This is a genomic window from Celeribacter halophilus (genome assembly GCF_018860305.1).
In the GTDB taxonomy this organism is placed as follows: domain Bacteria; phylum Pseudomonadota; class Alphaproteobacteria; order Rhodobacterales; family Rhodobacteraceae; genus Celeribacter; species Celeribacter halophilus_A.
Genome location: NZ_JAHKPE010000003.1, coordinates 1 through 2,251, shown reverse-complemented (window position 1 = coordinate 2,251; position 2,251 = coordinate 1). Strand labels below are relative to the sequence as shown.

Here is a 2,251-nt window from a genome sequence, read left to right as displayed (position 1 = left end):
CATTCATTACCATACGTTCGCAGGGACAAACTTCACCGACAGACAACGCATCAAAAGAAAGGCGGCTAGATGGGCCAACAATTTTAAGTCTTTGCCGCCAGGTGAAAAGCAAGCCGTTTTATCAGCAATTTTACAATCGTTGTGAGAGAGTAATAAAGTCTCATACCAAGTAATAAAGATTCATACTGAGTATTAAAGTATCATAATAAAATGGCAGCGATCGCAATCGATACGCTGCCATTCCTAAATCGAAAATGCCCCAAAATCGTTCAGAGCTAATACTCTACACATTTAGGGGGTGTGCGTTTACCCTACTAAAAGTTCTTCGATGGAGTTGATAATTTTTCATTCTCGTCATTAGGAGACATCTTGCAGTCTAACTTCCCTTCATGTGGTATAACTTATTGATTATCAGTTGAGTTAATATGAAAAAGACTGCACTATCGAAGGATGAAAGACGACTATGTGTCGCCTAATAAGCGTTATATTTTAGAGGGCATATGAACAAATCTAAACATGGTTTTGTTGTTGATTTAAAGAAACTTGAGCAGAGTAAACTGGATAAAAAAGCGAATCCGCCAAAAGAAAATGCTCATACTGGTTTACATGAACAAGCTCCTTTCATACACGATATACCAAAAAATCCGCTGGATGAAACAAACAGTACCTTGCAAAAGCTGTCGGAACATACGGAGTCGAATTCAGCATCTACAGAAAGATGGAATAGAGTAATGCTATTTGTGAGTGTTATCGCTTTATGTTTATCGGCATTTTTCTCAATAGTTTCTTACTTTTCTTCCTCAGAATCAGCGACTAAGTTGGAGAATTTAGTCCAAGAACAAAACACTCTCTTGAATCAGGTTTTATTAGAGTTATCGATTGCAGCGGAGAGAAAGGCAGATAAGCAGAAACCACAAGAGCAGAGTAGTGACCCAAACTAAAATATAATAAACGCTTTAAGACGGATTCGCAACGCGTGGCATTTGTGGTTTGCGGCGAATTTAATGATTTAGGTGGTATGCGGAAACATCGGTAATGCGTTGCTCACCACTTAAGCGGGCGTTAAATATCCACTGTGATTCCGATGTAATTAAATTGAGGTGCGTAAATGTACAAAAAAATATTAGTGTTAGTGTTGATTCTGTTGCCAATATCAGCGTTCGCAAAGTGGAATGTTACTGATAAAGTAGATGAGTTTACTGATACAAAAACGAAATATATGACTTACAACGATGCCAGTCATAACATTCAAATTAGTAGAAATTTAGATACCGGATATGTTTGGTTTTTTATTACAAGAAAAGATATAGGCTCATTTGAACCTGATACTCTTATAGAAATGCGTGTCGATAAGAATAAAACTAAAGAAATAGATCCTAAATTTCTTAAACGCTTAGGTTCTGGTGTTGGACAATCTTTCTACCAATGGGAGCCTAGCACAATCGCTTTTAGTGTTTGGCATGGTAAGGAAGACCAAGTGAAAAAATGTGGTTTTATTAGTGAGTTATTATCAGGTAGTGAGTTAAAAATCAGATATAGAATTAACTCTTTAGAAACCCACTCAACAAGTGTTAGTTTAAATGGAGCTAAAGAAGCATTAATTAGCACGTTAGAGTTGACAGTTTGTGGGAAGTCATAAGGCTATTCAACAAGGCGTTAAAGAGGGACAGCCAACGCGAGGCATTTTTATCATGCGTTGGTTTTTGTGGTTAAGGTGTTATGCGGAGGCTTGGTAGTGGCGTTGGCTGCCCCTTAACGCGTTATAGCGCAATACAAAATTTGAATTTAGGAAGATAATAATGAATAAATCAATCATATTTGGTTCACTGGTGATTGGCGCTTGTGTTGTCGCTAGCCCTTTTATTTATGATTCGGTTAAAACGGCAAAGCATGAAGAACAGCGTGAAAAAATTGCAGTGCAGATGGAAATTACAGATGTCACAGCTCTAGAAAGTGCTGCAAATCTTTACAAAGAATCAAAAGGTAAATGCCCAAGTAAAGCTTCTGACATGGTAGGAGTGACCATAAAAAGAGAACCCAAAGATCGCTTAGGTTTGGAATACGAAACAGTAGGAGACTGTCAGTTTAAGTCTTTTAAAGGAATAACTTCGAGCAGCCTTTGAGTTGCTCTATAACAAATTGTTCAAGAGTGATTCGGCACGCGTGGCATTTTTACCATGCGTTGGCTTTAGTGTTTAAGGTGGTATGCGGAAGCTTCGGTATTGCGTGCCTCACCTTAATTGGACTATAC

General features: G+C 38.0%; 3 protein-coding genes. All 3 read left to right on the top strand.

What is annotated here, in order from left to right; genetic code table 11:
* Positions 1–500: 500 nt before the first annotated feature.
* The 3 genes from KO492_RS00160 to KO492_RS00145 all read left to right on the top strand — a co-directional run bounded on the left by KO492_RS00160 (position 501) and on the right by KO492_RS00145 (position 2,123).
* Positions 501–941 carry a hypothetical protein gene (locus KO492_RS00160; protein WP_216043128.1) on the top strand — a complete coding sequence of 147 codons (441 nt, stop codon included), beginning with the start codon at positions 501–503 and terminating at the stop codon, positions 939–941.
* A 167-nt stretch (positions 942–1,108) separates the two neighbouring features.
* Positions 1,109–1,639: a hypothetical protein gene (locus KO492_RS00155; protein ID WP_012774868.1), complete on the top strand. Its 531-nt coding sequence runs from the start codon at positions 1,109–1,111 to the stop codon at positions 1,637–1,639.
* Positions 1,640–1,799: 160 nt separating this feature from the next.
* Positions 1,800–2,123, top strand: coding sequence for a hypothetical protein (locus KO492_RS00145; RefSeq protein ID WP_012774869.1), 324 nt, complete (start codon positions 1,800–1,802; stop codon positions 2,121–2,123).
* Positions 2,124–2,251: the final 128 nt, after the last annotated feature.

Coding starts and splice junctions, on each gene's coding strand:
- KO492_RS00160 (WP_216043128.1), top strand. CDS start 501: ATGAACAAATCTAAACATGGTTTTGTTGTTGATTTAAAGAAACTTGAG.
- KO492_RS00155 (WP_012774868.1), top strand. CDS start 1,109: ATGTACAAAAAAATATTAGTGTTAGTGTTGATTCTGTTGCCAATATCA.
- KO492_RS00145 (WP_012774869.1), top strand. CDS start 1,800: ATGAATAAATCAATCATATTTGGTTCACTGGTGATTGGCGCTTGTGTT.